21 protein-coding genes are annotated in these 15,216 nt (G+C 61.3%); 15 read left to right on the top strand and 6 right to left on the bottom strand.

Annotated features, from left to right (window positions below; all coding sequences use genetic code 11):
• The first annotated feature begins 65 nt into the window (after positions 1–65).
• From AEP_RS06230 to udk, 6 genes are all read left to right on the top strand, one after another.
• Positions 66–1,001 carry a DUF6929 family protein gene (locus tag AEP_RS06230; RefSeq protein WP_087494586.1) on the top strand — a complete coding sequence of 312 codons (936 nt, stop codon included), beginning with the start codon at positions 66–68 and terminating at the stop codon, positions 999–1,001.
• A gap of 22 nt (positions 1,002–1,023) precedes the next feature.
• A complete protein-coding gene (locus tag AEP_RS06235; RefSeq protein ID WP_087494587.1) occupies positions 1,024–1,350 on the top strand; it encodes a hypothetical protein in 327 nt (108 codons plus the stop codon).
• Between the two features lie 23 nt (positions 1,351–1,373).
• On the top strand, positions 1,374–1,682 hold the full coding sequence (locus AEP_RS06240) for a nucleotidyltransferase family protein (protein WP_087494588.1): 309 nt from the start codon (positions 1,374–1,376) through the stop codon (positions 1,680–1,682).
• Positions 1,672–2,016 (top strand): HepT-like ribonuclease domain-containing protein, encoded by a 345-nt coding sequence (locus tag AEP_RS06245; protein ID WP_087494589.1) that lies wholly within the window; start codon positions 1,672–1,674, stop codon positions 2,014–2,016. The genes AEP_RS06240 and AEP_RS06245 overlap by 11 nt, the downstream gene beginning before the upstream one ends.
• Before the next feature lie 80 nt (positions 2,017–2,096).
• Entirely contained in the window at positions 2,097–2,381 is a 285-nt protein-coding gene (locus AEP_RS06250) for a hypothetical protein (protein WP_087494590.1), read from the top strand.
• Between the two features lie 50 nt (positions 2,382–2,431).
• A complete protein-coding gene (gene udk, locus AEP_RS06255; RefSeq protein WP_087494591.1) occupies positions 2,432–3,073 on the top strand; it encodes a uridine kinase in 642 nt (213 codons plus the stop codon).
• Here udk and AEP_RS06260 read toward each other — a convergent pair.
• On the bottom strand, positions 3,070–3,576 hold the full coding sequence (locus tag AEP_RS06260) for a hemerythrin domain-containing protein (protein ID WP_087494592.1): 507 nt from the start codon (positions 3,574–3,576) through the stop codon (positions 3,070–3,072). The genes udk and AEP_RS06260 overlap by 4 nt on opposite strands.
• A 94-nt stretch (positions 3,577–3,670) precedes the next feature.
• A complete protein-coding gene (locus AEP_RS06265; RefSeq protein ID WP_087494593.1) occupies positions 3,671–4,609 on the bottom strand; it encodes a M14 family metallopeptidase in 939 nt (312 codons plus the stop codon).
• Between the two features lie 181 nt (positions 4,610–4,790).
• Here AEP_RS06265 and AEP_RS06270 point away from each other — a divergent pair, with 181 nt between their 5' ends.
• From AEP_RS06270 to AEP_RS06285, 4 genes are all read left to right on the top strand, one after another.
• On the top strand, positions 4,791–5,414 hold the full coding sequence (locus AEP_RS06270; RefSeq protein ID WP_087494594.1) for a glutathione S-transferase: 624 nt from the start codon (positions 4,791–4,793) through the stop codon (positions 5,412–5,414).
• A gap of 8 nt (positions 5,415–5,422) precedes the next feature.
• The gene (locus tag AEP_RS06275; protein WP_087494595.1) at positions 5,423–5,983 is read left to right on the top strand and encodes a hypothetical protein; all 561 of its coding nucleotides are present in this window, start codon (positions 5,423–5,425) and stop codon (positions 5,981–5,983) included.
• A 126-nt stretch (positions 5,984–6,109) separates the two neighbouring features.
• Positions 6,110–7,402, top strand: coding sequence for a pectate lyase family protein (locus tag AEP_RS06280; protein WP_198301902.1), 1,293 nt, complete (start codon positions 6,110–6,112; stop codon positions 7,400–7,402).
• 108 nt (positions 7,403–7,510) lie between these two features.
• Positions 7,511–8,566 (top strand): alkene reductase, encoded by a 1,056-nt coding sequence (locus AEP_RS06285; RefSeq protein ID WP_087494596.1) that lies wholly within the window; start codon positions 7,511–7,513, stop codon positions 8,564–8,566.
• A 57-nt stretch (positions 8,567–8,623) separates the two neighbouring features.
• Here the strand turns inward: AEP_RS06285 and AEP_RS06290 are convergent, their stop codons facing one another.
• Entirely contained in the window at positions 8,624–8,887 is a 264-nt protein-coding gene (locus tag AEP_RS06290) for a hypothetical protein (protein ID WP_087494597.1), read from the bottom strand.
• 165 nt (positions 8,888–9,052) lie between these two features.
• Here AEP_RS06290 and trxC point away from each other — a divergent pair, with 165 nt between their 5' ends.
• The 3 genes from trxC (at position 9,053) to AEP_RS06305 (ending at position 10,657) form a co-directional block, all read left to right on the top strand.
• A complete protein-coding gene (gene trxC, locus AEP_RS06295; protein ID WP_087494598.1) occupies positions 9,053–9,499 on the top strand; it encodes a thioredoxin TrxC in 447 nt (148 codons plus the stop codon).
• Positions 9,500–9,741: 242 nt separating this feature from the next.
• On the top strand, positions 9,742–9,990 hold the full coding sequence (locus AEP_RS06300; protein WP_087494599.1) for a hypothetical protein: 249 nt from the start codon (positions 9,742–9,744) through the stop codon (positions 9,988–9,990).
• 25 nt (positions 9,991–10,015) lie between these two features.
• On the top strand, positions 10,016–10,657 hold the full coding sequence (locus AEP_RS06305) for a DUF938 domain-containing protein (protein WP_087494600.1): 642 nt from the start codon (positions 10,016–10,018) through the stop codon (positions 10,655–10,657).
• Here AEP_RS06305 and AEP_RS06310 read toward each other — a convergent pair.
• Positions 10,626–11,231: a 3'-5' exonuclease gene (locus AEP_RS06310; RefSeq protein WP_198301903.1), complete on the bottom strand. Its 606-nt coding sequence runs from the start codon at positions 11,229–11,231 to the stop codon at positions 10,626–10,628. The genes AEP_RS06305 and AEP_RS06310 overlap by 32 nt on opposite strands.
• 86 nt (positions 11,232–11,317) lie before the next feature.
• Here AEP_RS06310 and AEP_RS06315 point away from each other — a divergent pair, with 86 nt between their 5' ends.
• Entirely contained in the window at positions 11,318–11,644 is a 327-nt protein-coding gene (locus tag AEP_RS06315; RefSeq protein ID WP_087494602.1) for a DUF6172 family protein, read from the top strand.
• Positions 11,645–11,856: 212 nt separating this feature from the next.
• Here the strand turns inward: AEP_RS06315 and AEP_RS06320 are convergent, their stop codons facing one another.
• Positions 11,857–13,413, bottom strand: coding sequence for a sensor domain-containing diguanylate cyclase (locus AEP_RS06320; protein WP_087494603.1), 1,557 nt, complete (start codon positions 13,411–13,413; stop codon positions 11,857–11,859).
• 468 nt (positions 13,414–13,881) lie between these two features.
• Between AEP_RS06320 and AEP_RS06325 the strand changes: the two genes are divergently transcribed.
• On the top strand, positions 13,882–14,517 hold the full coding sequence (locus AEP_RS06325; RefSeq protein ID WP_232459947.1) for a DsbC family protein: 636 nt from the start codon (positions 13,882–13,884) through the stop codon (positions 14,515–14,517).
• A 5-nt stretch (positions 14,518–14,522) separates the two neighbouring features.
• On the opposite strand, the gene AEP_RS06330 is transcribed toward AEP_RS06325, so the two are convergent.
• Positions 14,523–15,185 carry a YitT family protein gene (locus AEP_RS06330; RefSeq protein ID WP_087497215.1) on the bottom strand — a complete coding sequence of 221 codons (663 nt, stop codon included), beginning with the start codon at positions 15,183–15,185 and terminating at the stop codon, positions 14,523–14,525.
• Positions 15,186–15,216 lie beyond the last annotated feature (31 nt).

Below are 15,216 nucleotides of genomic sequence, written 5' to 3' on the forward strand. Positions count from 1 at the left end.
ATACTCCACGTGCGCTAGAGGCCTATTTTGCTTAAATTCCGCAGTCGTGCGCTCTATACTGCCGCATGCCCCAAGCCCACCCCACCCTCACCCCAGAGTTGTTGCGCCAGCTGACGCTGAACCCCGCTGACCACCCCCGTGGTGTGGCGCACTTGAGTGCGGCCAGCGGCCTGGTGCGCGTGGGCGAGCGCCTGTATGTGGTGGCGGACGACGAGGTGCACCTGGGCGTGTTTGACAGCAGCGCCATGCACGCACCCGGCGCGCTGCTGCGCTTGCTGGAGGGCGACTTGCCGTACGACAAGGGCGCGCGCAAAAAAGCCAAACCCGACCTCGAAACCCTGGCCCAACTGCCGCCCCTGCCCGGCCACGCCCACGGGGCCTTGCTGGCCTTGGGGTCCGGCTCCAAGCCGCAGCGCGAAACCGGTGTGCTACTGCCGCTGGATGCGCAGGGCGCTCCGCTTGGGCAAGTGGGCACCGTCGATCTGGCGCCGCTGTATGCGCCGTTGCGCGAGCGCTTTGCAGATCTGAACATCGAGGGCGCGTTTGTACTGGGCAACGAGTTGCTCTTGCTGCAGCGGGGCAACAAGGGCAACGCCTTGAGCGCCTGCATGCGCTACGAGTGGAACCACATTGCCCCTTGGCTGGCAGGCCTGCAGCCCCAGCCGCTCGGCCCCCACGACGTGCAGACCATGGACTTGGGCGAGGTGGAAGGCGTGCCCCTGAGCCTGACCGATGGCACGCCCCTGCACGGCGGTGCCTGGGCCTTTTGCGCCGTGGCCGAAAGCACCGACGACAGCTACCACGACGGCGCCTGCGTGGGCTCCGCCATTGGCATCGTCACGCCCGACGGACAAGTGAAACTGCAGCTGCTGGCCGGCGCCCCCAAGGTGGAGGGCATTGCCGCCCAGCCCGCAGACGGTGGCTGGCAGATCACCCTCGTGACCGACCCCGACGAGCCCCGCACCCCCGCGCAGATGCTGCAAACGCACTGGGTGCTGTAACCGCGCTTAGACAAATCGCCCCATGGCCCGCCGTAAACACCACCATGTGTATGTGATTGAGCTGCACAAAGACGTGCTGCTGGAGCCCCGCTTTCGCAAAAACAACCCGGACTATGTGGACGGCAAGCCCTGCGTGTACGTAGGCATGACCGGGCTGGACCCGGATGTGCGCTTCGACAAACACAAAGCCGGCATCCAGGCCAACCGCTTCGCCCAGCAATACGGCCTGCGCCTGCTGCCCGACCTGTTTGAAGGCTTTAACCCCATGAGCCACGACGATGCCGTAGACAAAGAAATAGAAGTAGCCATAGACCTGCAATCCGCCGGGTTCGGGGTTTGGCAGGCTTAGGTCCCTCCAGTAAACTCCCACCCATGCACCCCGCTATTGCTCAACACCGTACCGGCATCACCGTCATTTGCCAGCGCTATCAGATTCAGCGCCTGGAGGTGTTTGGATCGGCAGCGCGTGAGGTGGACTTTGACCCCTCAAGCAGCGATGCAGATTTTTTGGTCGAGTTCGCACCGGGTGTGCAGCCAGGGCTTCGGGCGCTTTACGGTGCTAAGGCAGACCTGGAAGCCTTGCTGGGGCGCGGGGTGGACTTGGTAGAACCTAGCGCCATCCGCAACCCCTACGTGCTGGCCAGCATCAACGGAAATCGCGAAGCTATTTATGCAGCGTGACCCGCGCGCCTTCTTGTGGGACGTCCGCGAAGCTGCCTTGGCTATCCAGTCATTCACTGCCGGGTTGGATGTTGTCGCCTACGTGGGCAACGCAATGGCACAGGCTGCGGTGGAGCGCAAGTTTGAAATCATTGGCGAAGCGCTGAATCAGTTGTCCAAACTTGATGCAGCCTTGGCTTCACGCATTCCCGATCTGCCCCAAATCGTAGCCTTCCGCAACCAGCTGATCCATGGCTATGCCACGGTCAGCGTGAGCACCGTGTGGAACATTTCCCACCACGCTCTGCCTCCACTACTTGCATCAGTGCAAAAACTGCTGGACGAACTCCAGTAGCCGGCGCTACGCTTTTTGTAGCTATTTGCGCATATTCCACGAGCGCTAGCAATGCTTTTATCCATAGCGAACACCAGGGCATGTCCATAACCCCGAAGTACATTCACCTGCCTGACGGCCCCGTCGTCGGCCCTTTGCAGCTGCTGCCCGTCAACGCCGAGGTACTGGCCGTGCACACTGCCGATGGCGCGCATGTAGGGTCGCTCAAGAAGATTGGCGCGGTCTGGAAGTTCAAGGCCATGGGCTACGACGCAGCCGGCGGCATGGAGCCCGGAGGGGGCCCGCTCACTGACCAGCACAACATGCAGTTCAGCACGCCCGATGCCGCCGAGGTAAGCGCGCGACTACTTGCAGTGGGCCCATAGGCCCCGCTCGTAAAATAGCGCGCTTTGTCGTCACGGAACCGGAACACCCCATGCCTAAAACCAATAACAAACCTTTCGTGATCGGCGTTGCCGGGGGCAGTGGCAGTGGCAAGTCCACCGTCACACGCCAGGTGCTGGCGTCCATCGGCCCCGAGATGGCCTCGGTGGTGTACCAGGACGACTACTACTGCGACCAGACGCACCTTTCACCCGAGGAGCGCGTCAAAACCAATTACGACCACCCCGACGCTTTCGACTGGCCCCTGATGGTGCAGCACATGCAGGCCCTGCGCCGCGGCGAAGCCATTGACATGCCCACCTACGATTTCGTGAAGCACAACCGCGCCCCCACCACCGTGGTGGTGAACCCGGCGCCGGTGATCGTGATTGAAGGCCTGTTTGCGCTGTTTGACCCCGACTTGCGCAAGATGATGTCGCTGAAGATCTTTGTGGATACGGCGGCCGACGTGCGCTTTATCCGCCGCCTGCAGCGCGACATTACCGAGCGCGGCCGCAGCACCGAAAGCGTGATTGCCCAGTACCTGGAAACCGTGCGCCCCATGCACAAGCAGTTCATCGAGCCCACCAAGCGGCACGCCCACGTCATCCTGCCCCACGGCGCCAACGACCCCGCGGTGGACATCATCACCACCAAGGTGAAGACGCTGATTCAGGACCTGGAGCGCGGCTAAGCGCCCTGCGCGGCATCCAGCCGCTTCAGCCGGCCGGCCACGGCTTGTGCCCAGCGGGCTTTGGATTCGGGGTAGATGAGCGTTTCTTCCAGCGCGATGTGGCCTTCCATCAGGGCCACAAAGACTTCGGCGTAGTTCAAAAACTCGGTCTCATCGATCCAGCCCTGGCCTGAGGCCATGGCCCGCAAGCGTGGGGCCAGCTCCAGCCAGTTTTCTTCGATCCAGCCATGGTCTTGCTGCAAAGTGCGCACGGCCGTGGCCAGCTCGGGGTTGTCGCTGGCCAGCAGCGCAGGGAAGACTTTGGCCTCTTCTTCAGCATGGTGCTCGCGCGAGGTGCTGGAGAAGAACGCCTCAATGGCCCCGGCTTGGGCGCGCACCACATCGTCCACCCCATGCGTAGCCAATCGCGCAGACAGGCCTTTCAGGGCCAACACATGCTCCTGAATCTGCCGGTGGCAAACGTCCAGAGCGTCAAAAGCGGGCTGTTCGGCGGTGCGGGTCATGAATGCCTCCAAGGTGGTTAGAAGCATTGTTGGCCGCGCACGTCCGCGCCGGTTTAATCGAGATCAATCAGCGGTGTATTCCTAGCGCTGGTACTTACCGCTTGTCTTGAATCACAAAGTCCAAAGCGGCACACACCGCTGCCACTTGCGCAGCAATGCATTGCTCGGGCGTGGCGCGGGGGCTGTCGGGGTAGACCTCGGTGGTGCTGGTGTAGCGCGCGCCGGTGATGCCGGCGCACAGGCCTAGGCCGCGCATGTCGTACTCGATCACACCACGCGCCACCAAAGGTGTGCCGATGATGCCGCCCTCCCCGTCGGTGGGCGCGATGTGTGTGACCCGCTCTACCGCCTGCAGGATGGCTTCCTGGAATGCGGGCTGGGGGTTGCCGGTGTCGTCCACCAGATAGAAGCCATCGGGGATGGTGGCGGGCTCAAACGGCTTGCCATCGCGCGCGGCTACGGCAGGGCGGTATTCGCTCTCGTCGGTGTCGGTGGTTTCGTGCAGGTCGATGTGCGCAGCAAACTGGCCCAGCAGGGGTGCCACCAGACGCATGAGGGCCGCACTCTCTTGGGCGGGGCTGTCGGCGCGGAAGCTGCGGTTGGGGTCCAGCGCGTCAAAGTTCCAGCGCTGAATGCGCTCGTAGGCCCAGGGGCTCACACACGGCGCCACCAGCAGGTTCACGCGGCCGGCGTAGGCGGCAGCGTGCTCGGCCGCAAAGCGCAACGCGCCATGCACGCCACTGGTCTCGTACCCATGCACTCCGCCAGTGACCAGCACCGTGGGCAAAGCACTGCTCCAACTGCGGCTGCGCAAGGCCATGAGCGGAAAGCGCTCTTCGCTGTGCACGGAATCCGCATAAATGACTTCGCCATAGCTTTCCACATCCCATTGCGCACGCAGCTGCTCCACCGCAGAGAGCACGTCGTCGGCATAGCTGCGCTGACGCACTTGGCGGGCGCGCCACTGCTGAACTTCGGCGGGGCCCCAGGCTTGGCCGGGGGTGCCGAGAGGATAGAAACGGGGGATAGTCATGAAGGTAGCTTTTTCGCCTGATCTGTTTGCTACGATTTTAGTAGCTGCTCGCGCACATTATTCGGGCGCCAGAGGGCTTTTTTATGCATGGTCCATGCGCAGAGGTCCGCCTGCATAGAATGCGCTACGTCCTGCACACCCGACGTGCGGTCCCGAAACATCAGCCTACAAGGAAGACACCATGCCCCAATTGAAACTCAGCTACTTTGACATGCACGGCGGCCGCGCGGAACCCGTTCGCCTGGCCCTGCACCTGGGCGGTGTGGCGTTTGATGACCACCGCTTTACCTTCCCTCAGTTTGCAGAAATCCGCAAATCCACTCCGTTCGGCCAAGTGCCCACTTTGGATGTGGATGGCACCCAGTTCACCCAGAGCGATGCGCTCTTGCGCTTTGCGGGCAAGCTGGCCGGCCTGTACCCCACCGACCCCTTGCAAGCCTTGTACTGCGATGAAGTCACCTATGTGGTGGAAGACGCAGGCGTCAAGATGGGCCCCACATTCCGCATGAGCGGCGAAGAGCAAAAGGCAGCGCGATTGGCGCTGGTGAATGGCTCCATGCCCGTGTACCTGGCCTGGCTGCAGCAGCGATTGCAAGCACAAGGCGGCGAGTTTTTTGCCGACGGCCGACTCACCGTGGCAGACCTGAAAGTGTTTATCGATGTGCGTGCCTTGAACTCCGGCCGCTTCGACCATGTGCCCACCGACCTGGTAGAGCGCGTGGCCCCTGCGCTGAACGCGCACATGCAGCGTATTGCCGAGACACCGGCCATCAAGGCCTACTACGCCCAATTCGCGACCGAGTAAGCAAGCGCATGGAGTTGATGGAGCGGCTGATGCCGCAGTACCAGTTCAGCGAAAAGCACCAGTTGCTGACGCCGGCCCAGCCCGGCGCCTTGCTGAACGCGGTGCTGCAGCCGGGCGTAAGCGAAGACCCATGGGCGCGCCGCTTCATCCAGCTGCGTGAGTTGCCGGACCGGCTGCGGGGTGCCCTGGGTGGCCGCAGCCGCCTGGCGACCCAGGCGCCCTTTGGCATCGACAATTTCACCCTGCTGGGCCGCGATGCCGACCGTGAAATCGCGCTCGGGCTGGTGGGCAAGTTCTGGCAGGCGGACTATGGCCAGGTGCGTATGGCCGGCCCGGACCAGTTTGCCAATTTCAATGAGCCGGGCTTTGCCAAGCTGGTGCTCAACTTCAGCACCCGCCCCGCCGCAGAGGGTGGCACCTGGTTGCACACCGAGACGCGGGTGTTTTGCAACGACCACGCTTCGTTGCGCCGCTTCACGCCCTATTGGTGGCTGATACGCCCGGTGAGCGGGTTGATCCGGCAGCGACTGCTGGCCCGCGTGCGCAATGCGGCGCTGGCTGCGTACTAAGGGCCAGGCAGCCTTACATCTCCATACAAACCAAACAGGCTTTTGACAATTTCCAAGGCGTAAAGCGAACGGTCGTTCGTAGAATTTTCGGGGCTGTATGTAGGCCTGTTTAATCTTTGTATTTCCATGCTCCCTGTGCTGCGTCGCTATTGCTTCCTTTTTGTTGGGGTTTTGCTGGCTGCCGGCGGTTGCGGTGGGGGCGATGGAGGCGGTGGCGGGGACGGTGGCAGCAGCACGGCATCGTCCGGCTCGGGGGGCTCTGGCTCGGCATCTACGGGTGGAGTGACTGCAAACCCCTCCACAGGCGCTACGTCCGGGGGATCGACCAGTTCAAGTTCAGGCTCCACCTCAGGTGCAGTGGCCAGCAGTTCGGGCGGCTTTGCCACCACATCCGGCGGCAATGTGACAGGCGCCCTGGTGCGAAGTGCGGCCACCCTGCAAGACATGATCAACGAGGTGGCAGCGGCCAAGGCCGCCGGGAAGCCCCTGATACTGACTTACACAGGCAACGAAGACACATTGATTGCCCAAATCATCAGTGACCACACGGTCGATGCCAATCACAACTGCCCCAACCCGCACTGGAACGACCCTTACCGCGAGTTGCAGATCAAAGACTTCAACTTCGGGCTGACCATCCAGGGAGCCAACGGCTCGTCAGCCAACTTCGGCATTACCTTGATCCGCAGCAACAACGTGGTGGTGCGGAACATGAAGATCGGTGCGCTGGCCGGCGCTGCCAACGACGCGGACATGTTGCGCATCGACACCTCCTCCAATGTCTGGATAGACCATAACGAGCTGTTTGCAGTGAACAACGAATGCAATGGCTCACCGGACGGCGACCTGACGTTTGAAAGTGCCATCGATATCAAGAAGGACTCTCACAACATCACGGTCTCGTACAACTACATCCACGACAACAAGAAGGTGGGGCTGGACGGGTCTTCCAGCACGGACATCGCCGGTGGCCGCGAGATCACTTACCACCACAACATCTACAGCAACGTGAACGCCCGCTTGCCGCTACAGCGTGGTGGCTGGACGCACATGTACAACAACCTGTACACCGGCATCACCGACTCCGGCATCAACGTGCGGCAAGCCGGATACACATTGATTGAAAAAAACTGGTTCGAAAACGCCAAGAACCCCGTGACCTGCCGCTACGACTCCAGCAACTGCGGCTGGTGGGAGCTGCGTGGTAACAACACCCAAAGTGCGGCGGACAACGCCACCTACAACATCACGTGGACCACAGGCTCCGGCTACATCAACGCAGACAGCTGGACGAGCACCAAAGCATTTCCGCTGACTTTGCCTTACACCTATACGGCGCAAACACCGGCGTGCGTCAAAGCCAACCTGGCAGCGGTGGTTGGTGTGGGCAAGAACCTGGCAACACTGAGCTGCAGCTGATCGACTGTGCCGCTGGCCTAACCCAAAACCGAGTAACCCCACCACACCGGGCTTATTGGCCCGGTGCCACACTCGCGCCCCTTGTTGTTACGTTTACAGGTTTTGAACATGCTTTTCACCCCCCTCCAAGTCGGCGCGCTGACTCTGCCTAACCGTTTCATCCTCGCGCCACTGACCCGCACCCGCGCGGGCATGGAGCACCTGCCCAATGACTTGATGGCCGAGTACTACGCCCAGCGCGCAAGCGGCGGCCTGCTGATCACCGAGTGCACCATGGTGCAGGAAGGTACCTCTGCCTTCGTGGCTGAGCCCGGCGTCTACTCCGAAGCGCAAATTGCCGGCTGGAAGAAAACCACCGATGCCGTGCACGCCAAGGGCGGGCGCATCTTCATGCAGATCTGGCACGCAGGCCGTGCAGCCCACCCCGGCATCAATGGCGGTGTGCGCACCGTGTCCAGCAGCGCGCTGGCCATTGAAGGCGAGATCCACACCCCCGCGGGCAAAGTGCCGCACGTGGTGCCGCACGCACTCAGTGTGGAAGAGATCAAGGACATCGTGGCTGCCTTTGCCCAGGGCGCCAAAAACGCCATCGCCGCAGGCTTTGACGGCGTGGAAGTGCATGGCGCCAATGGCTATTTGATTGACCAGTTCCTGCGTGACGGCTGCAACAAGCGCACCGATGCCTATGGCGGCTCATTGGAAAACCGCGCGCGCTTCTTGTTTGAAGTGCTGACTGCGGTAAGCGAAGCCATCGGCTCCGACCGCGTGGGTGCGCGCCTGTCGCCCCTGAACAGCTTTAACAGCATGGTCGACAGCGATCCCGTGGGCCTGACCGCTTTCCTGGCCGAAAAGCTCAACGACTTCAAACTGGCCTACCTGCACCTGATGCGTGCGGACTTTTTCGGCGTGCAAAAGGCCGACGTGGTGACCGTGGCACGTACGAACTACAAGGGTGTATTGATCGGCAACATGGGCTACAGCGCTGAAGAGGCTGAGCAAGCGATCAAGGACGGAAAACTGGATGCTGTGGCGTTCGGCAACGCATACATTGCCAATCCGGACCTGCCGGAACGCGTGAAAGCCGGTGCGGCGTTGAACACGCCTGACAGCAGCACCTACTACACACCGGGTGCACAGGGCTACACCGACTACCCGACGATGTAATCGTCAGGCGGGCACCACCCGGTCAGCACGGCCGGGGGGTGCCTTGGTAGGCCGGGTTTACAGACCTTCGTGACGGTCAGCGGCTGCAAACAGCTCCAGCGCGAACGAAGGGTCCGACTTCTGGATGCTGGCAGCAAAGGTACGCAGCTCTTCCGCCTCTGCAAAGCGGGTCGTGGCTTGCGACTGGCCCGTGCCGAAGGAAACTTGCCACAGTGCTACCGCCAGATTCTTGCCGGCCACCCACAGCGCCTGCAAGGAAGCGCCCACGGTAGGTTGTGCGTTCTGGGGCAGAGAGATTGCGTTGAGTGTCGTGCTGGTCATGGTGGACTCCTTAAGTAAAACCGTGTGATGTTGCACCGCAGTATAGGGTTAACCCTAGATGCAGTGCAAGGGTTAACCCTAATTCCGGTTGTTTCTTAGGGAGTAAGGCCTAAGTCCTGCCCACCCGTGCCTTGAGAAAACCGCCCATGCCGCCAGCTAAGCGGCATGACTGACGCACTCCACATCGTTTGCCCCCACTGCCACACCACTAACCGCGTGCTTGCCGACCAGCTCGGCAGCGCCCCGGACTGCGGCAGCTGCAAAGGCGCCCTGTTCACCGGCAAACCGCTGGACCTGACCACGGCCACCTTTGACAGACACCTGAACCGCAGCCACATACCGCTGCTGGTGGACTTCTGGGCCCCGTGGTGCGGCCCCTGCCGCTCCATGGCCCCGGCCTATGCGGCGGCTACGGCGCAGCTGGAGCCGCACATCCGCGTGGCCAAGGTAGACACCGAGGCCCAGCAGGCGCTGGGCGCGCGCTTCCAGATCCGCAGCATTCCGACGCTGGCTTTGTTTGTGGGTGGACGCGAGGTCGCCCGCCAGCCCGGCGCCATGGGCCAGGCCGACATCCTGCGCTGGGTCAAGATGCACATGCCGGTGCAAAAATAATTGAAAAAAACTTACCCCAAGCGCCTGTGGGCTGTTGTGTGGATAAGCGTGTTTACAAGCGGCGAAATCCGCGCCGGCATTGGGTTTGACAAGCGCGCCTAAAAAACAGGCAGTGCAAAAGTACTCGCTTGCAGGCACAAAAACCTGTGGTAAGGGGTATTCGCAAAGTGGCAAATTGGCTTGCTTCACCCAAGTCGGTTAACCTCGCCGCCTCACACAATGAACCCCCATAGGACTTTTCCATGAAAAAACTCAACGTCACCATCAAGCTGGAAATGTCGGTACCGGACGACTGGTCGCTGGTCGAAACCTCGGAAGGCACCCCGGTGCTGAGCCTGCCCAATGGCCAGTTTCTGGACATCGCCATCGAACCCCTGTTTGCCGCTGACCCTGAAGACACCTGGAGCAGCACCGAAAGCGAAGACGAGCTGAACGATATTCTCGATATGGTCGAGAGCGAAGAAGTCAGCTACGAATTCGTCACGCACTAAGCCCACACCCACCGCTGCAAGCGCCATGGCTCAACCGGACCACAGCCCCTCTGCCGAACGCAACAAGCAACCTATTCTGGAGGTGCTGCAATCCCTACTGCCCCCCAGCGGGCGGGCGCTGGAGATTGCATCGGGCACCGGGCAACACGTGGTCTGGTTCGCCCGGCACTTGCCGCAGTGGATCTGGCAGCCTACTGAGGTGCACCGCGGCGCGCTCTACAACATTGAAGTGCGTGCCAGCGAGGCAGATCTCAGCAATATTGAAATCGCGCAGCAGCTGGATGTATGCCAGGAGCCCTGGTTTGACACCGATTCCGAACTGGCCGGTCCCTATGACCTGATGCTGTGCATCAACATGCTGCACATCGCGCCATGGGCCTCTTGCGGTGCACTCATGCGGGGCGCAGCGCAGCATCTTGCCGGCGAAGGCGTGTTAGTCACGTACGGGCCTTACTTTGAGACCGGGGTCGCTCCGACCACCAGCAACCTCGAGTTTGATGCCAGCCTGCGGGCCCATGACCCGAGCTTCGGTATCCGCGAGCTGAGCGACATTGAGGCCGAGGCTGCAAAAGCCGGCCTGCGGCTGCAGGCACGCCACGAGATGCCGGCCAACAACCTGCTGCTGGTGTGGGGCCTCACAGACCCAACGCGTCGTACACCCGGATAGCGGCATACGCGTCATTGGCGGCGTAGACCAGCTGCGCCTCTGTCAGGCGCGGTGCAGCCCAGTTGCTAGTTGCGGCCTTCTTGCTCTTGATGAACCGCTGGTTGAACAAGACCGCCACGGCGCCTTTGACGCCCATGTCCTTGCGGTAGCCCCGCTCGCGGAAAACGTGGTTCAACTCCAGCACACCAACCGGCTCTACCCCCAGTTTGTGCAGGATGCGTTTGCGGTCATCCCCCAAGCCAAAACCTGCTTTCACCACCCCGGGCAAGGCCATCAACTGCGCAGCCACCGCCCTGCATTCGGGGTCATGCAACTGGAACACCCAGGCCCGCTGTGGCGTGGACAACTGCAGCACATGGGGGCCATCAGACATTTCACCCACCTTGAAGGTGGGTTTGGACTCGGTGTCGAAGCCCCAGGCGCGGGCAGAGCGCAGCTCTTCTAGCGCTGCCAGTGCCTGCGGACCTGTGCTGACCAGTGTGATGCGGTCCAGACCCAAGCGTCCAAATTCGGGCAGCAGGGCAATGGCGTCTTTGTCGGGCGTGGGGTGCTGTTCGCGAGGGTGATGTTGCATGGGGCGTATCATCGCCCACCTGCCACCCTTTGGCCTCAACGACCTGCCGGCTGCATTTCAGCGGCCGCACGCTCCAGGATTTCCCCATGAAAAAAACATTCCCCCTTCACCTTGAAGGCAAGCACCCCGACCGCCTGCTAGATGCCACCAAGCACGAAATCCGCAAATACATGAAGCGCGAACGCAACCGCGCCTTACCCGAAGGCGTGGATTTCTGGGACTTTGACTGCCGCTTCGGTGCGACCGAACAGGACGCTGTGGTGGCCCACTCTGCCGAGCTGATCGGCCTGGTCGACGCCATTGCCAAAGAAGGCGGCAAGCAGTTCTATATCGAGATTCTGGCCAAACACGGTGTGCGCAAGCCGCGGGATCCGGCAGCCGGGTCGACGATTGCCAACTTCCTGGAAGAGTGATTTCGGTTTAGCACAAACCAGCCATGGCTTGAGCGCGCGCGGGGCAAAAAAAGTTGAAAAAAACTTACCCCACTCGCATGTGGACTGCATTGTGGATAAGCGTGTTCACAAGGCCTGAAACCCGCGCCTGCATTGGCTTTGGACGCGGTGCTCAAGAAACAGGCAACCCAAACAACTCTGTTTTTGTAGCCGTTTTTCTGTGCTAGCAGGCATCAACCCGACGCCAGAACTGCACGCCCCTTGCCACCCGCTTTGGCGGCGTACAGCGCCCGGTCTGCAGCGAGCATGAGAGTCTTCATTTCGGTACCATGGCGCGCGAACATCGCCACCCCGATGCTCACCCCAAGCGGCAGCCCGACCCCGGGGTATGGCTCTGACAGCACTTCCACCAAGCGCTCAGCACTTTGCATGGCCGTCTCGGCAGATACCTCGGACAGCAGGATGATGAATTCATCCCCCCCGATGCGGGCCGCCACATCCGAGCCACGAATGGTTTGAGCGATCCGCAGGGCGACGGTCTTGAGGACCTCGTCGCCCATGGAATGGCCCAAGCTGTCGTTGACGGCCTTGAATCCGTCCAAGTCCAGCGCCAGCAAGGCAAGTTCGCTGTCACGGCGCAGGGCCATGGACATGCTGCGCTGTGCCAGCTCATCAAACAGCAGGCGGTTGGGCAGCTCGGTCAGCGCGTCGTGCTGGGCAAAGAACTTCACCTTGCGCATGGCGTCAGCCGCCTGCAGCATCGCCGTGCCCACGGCTTGGGCTTCTTGCAGTTCCAGTGTCGGCAGGGTGATGTCATCGCCACGGCCCAACGCCAAAGCTGCATCATTCAGTTCACCGACGGAAGAAAGCACTTTCAGACCGGCGCGGCGGGCCAACCAGAGCCCCAGCATCAGCGCAGCCAACAGGCCCGCCATCACCTGGGCGAGCTGAATGAGCAATTCGCGGTGCAACTCTGCTTTGGGCGCACCGCTCACCACTGTCCAGCCCCACAAAGGTGAGGTGCTGAAAGCGGTAAACACCGGTATGTTCTCTTTGGTGACGGACTCCATGAAACCGGAGTCGCGCTGCGCGAGCATGTTGACCAACTCCGGCACCGCCTTTTGGCCCACAAAGCGCTCCGGCTCGCGGGAGCGCCCCACGATCGTGCGGCTGCTGTCCAGCACCGCCACCAGCCACCCCTCAGGTATGGGGTGGCGGGCAATGATTTTGTTGATACGGTCGGGTGTGAGTCCGATATTGAGGCTGTAAATCACCTTGCCGCCTGACACCACCGGCACTCCCATGGCGATGATGTACGCCTTGGTAGTCACCCCCGTGAACATGTCGGTCAGCACAGTGGTCTGTGAATCGAACACTTTGCCCAGTTGGGCTGGTGTACCGCGGGTGGGCAAGGCGGTTCCGAACGGAAGCAAGGTGTTAAGAACCTGCCGGCCTTCACGGTCCGTCAGGATGTAGTTCAGGACCGATCCTGAACCCAGCGCCTGGGTGGCCCGCTGGTAAAAGCCCGGCAGATTGCCATTCCCCAACTCCGGGGCGGTAGCCAGTGTTTTGAGTGCCGATTCGATGGCCGCCATCTCCCGCTCGAGGTCTGACTGGATGGCCCTGACGACCAACACCGTTTGCTGCTCCACGCTTTCGCGTTGCAGCCGGTAGTTGGCGTACGCCAGCAACATGCCCACGATGGCCGTGGGCAGCACACTGAACACCACAAGCATTCGCAAGGCACGCCGCAGCGACACACTGCGACGGACCCGTAACCGGTTTGGCATGTTGTACCTGCCTCTGTAGTTTTTGAACCTTCCCCGATGCCACTATGGCAGAAGGACCGATTCGTAACAACCAGAGGCCAAAAAACTTACCCCATTCCCGTGTGGGCCACGCTGTGGATAACACAAGGTACAAGCCGCGAAATCCGCGCCAGTATTGGGCTGCGACACGATGCCTAAAATTTAGGCAAATTCACGTCTCTCCAAAATGAAAAATCTGTCATTTGTCAATGAGGGAAAGTTTTGTGTTAGCACTTTTTGAAATTCGGTGTAGCTGAAGAAAACGACTTCAGACTGCACCGCATTACCCCCGAAAACTGTGCGCCACTTTGTGGATAACTATGTTTACAAGCCCCAAAACCCGCACCAACAGGGGCTTTGCAGAGGGTGCCTGTAAAGTAGCCACTGTGGGAACCATTGCCGCTTTCACCGACTCTACCCCCGCTGACACTTTTACAACCTGCAACACCTATGTCCATGACGTCTTTGCCTATCGCCCACCCGGCTTCTCCTGATCGCAACCGCCTTCGCCTGTTGGCCCTGCCCATGGCATTGGCGCTGGGCAGTTTGGTCGCTTGCGGCAAACAAGAAGAAGCCGGCGCCAAGCCTGCGGAGAAAGCCTCGGCCCTGGCACCTGCACAGGCTTACGAAAAGATCGCCGCTGAGGGCAAAGGCTTCACCGTGGGTGCCATGATGGCTGCCAACCCGGTGTATGTGTTGTTTGATCCCCAGTGCCCGCATTGCGGCCACCTGTGGCAATCGTCCCAGGCCTTGTTGCCCAAGGCAAAGTTTGTGTGGATCCCCGTGTCCTTCATCAACGGAAAGAGCGCACCTCAGGGCGCGGCCATCCTGAGTGCGTCCAACCCGGCTGAATTCATGGCAGCCCATGAAACCTCCATCCTCGCCGGCACAGGCGGCACACCTCTGCCGGCCTCTGTAGCGCCAGAGGTAGAAGCCATCATCAAGGCCAACACCGAGTTGTTCAACAAGCTGGCGGTGGAGTCCGTGCCCTATGTGGTGGCCAAGAACATCAAATCCGGCCAGGTAGTCACCAACGCAGGTGCCATGGAGACCGCGGCACTTGCCGAGTTTCTGGGTGTGAACTGAAGGCGTTAGAGGACTGCGTAGCGGCCGGGGCGGTGGTTGACAGCAATGAACAGGTTCATCACCACCGCCGCCAACACCGAGTACGCCACCCGCACCGGGTCGACCACGGTCAGCGCCAGCAGCACGATGGTGCAGTCCATGCCCATTTGCACCATGCCGGCGCGCCAACCACGCGCGCGCTGCAGGTACAGCGACACGATGGTGGCACCACCCAGACTGGCACGGTGCCGCGCCAGAAACAAGCACCCCGAGCCCAGCAGCAGGCCGCCCAGCACGGCCGCATAGGCGGGATGCAGCCGCTCAATGGCAAACAGGCGTGGAGACCATTCGGCCATGGCCGACAAAAACGTGATGGCCACGAAGGTCTTGACCGTGAATTCCCGCCCCATGCGCCGCCAGGCAAACCAGTAAAACGGCAGGTTGATCAAAAAGAACAGCTTGCCCAGGCTCACCCCGGTCGCGTAGTGCAGCACAAAAGCCGCACCGGCCGTACCGCCAGTGAGCAAGCCGGCCTGCCCGAACAGGATGAGCGCCAGGCTCACAAACAAGGTGCCGGTAAAGATGGCCTGCGCATCCTCAAACAAAGTGTGCTGCTGCACATCGCCTTGCAAGGCGGCAGGCAGATCAACCGGCCCGCTGGCGGGCTTGTCGGGAGGGGATAGAGGCATGGAAGAAGACATGAACCGGACGGAGCAAGCA

This window comes from Curvibacter sp. AEP1-3 (genome assembly GCF_002163715.1).
Classification (GTDB): Bacteria; Pseudomonadota; Gammaproteobacteria; order Burkholderiales; family Burkholderiaceae_C; genus Allorhodoferax.